The following is a 538-nucleotide window of genomic DNA, read 5'->3' as shown; positions in this document are numbered from 1 at the left end:
CCGGGGCAAATGTGTCCATTACACTGCGCTCTGAATTCGCTACGGACGGTAGTGAACTGAACGCGTAGGAGGATGCGTCATGGTCAAGGGCATGCGCAGAACCGTGGGGACGGGGGCCGTCGCGGCGGTCGGGTGTGTCGCGGTGGTGCTGGGCTCGTGGAGTCCGGCGGCTGCCAGTGACGCGGAGGGGGCGGCCTCACCGCGCGCCGTGACGGTCGAGCAGATCACGCTGCGGCCGGCGAGCGACCCGGGGCAGGTCGCGAACGTACGGGGGAACTCCTCGGACAACGGTGCCGACATCATCCAGTGGCCCCTGTCCCGCGCGGCCAATGAGCGCTGGGAGCCGGAGAGCACGGGTGGCGGGTACTACCGCTTCCGGTCGCTCAGCAGCGGCAAGTGCGTCAACGTCAAGGGCGGCGGCTCGGCCGACGGCACGCCGGTCATCCAGTACACGTGCGGCACCGCCGCCAACGAGCAGTGGCGGCTGGTGCCCAAGGGCCTCGGCCACCAGCTCGTCGCCCGGTCCAGCGGCAAGTGT

General features: G+C 70.1%; 1 protein-coding gene. It reads left to right on the top strand.

Going from position 1 to position 538, the window contains the following annotated elements; all coding sequences use genetic code 11:
- Positions 1 to 91: 91 nt before the first annotated feature.
- Positions 92 to 538 (top strand): RICIN domain-containing protein (locus tag BFF77_RS29265; protein WP_107422283.1); only part of this gene is annotated, 447 nt, incomplete at its 3' end.

This window comes from Streptomyces lushanensis (genome assembly GCF_001700515.1).
Lineage (GTDB): Bacteria > Actinomycetota > Actinomycetes > Streptomycetales > Streptomycetaceae > Streptomyces > Streptomyces lushanensis.
The sequence above is the reverse complement of the archived record's forward strand: the minus strand, read 5'-3'. Positions and strand labels throughout refer to the sequence as shown.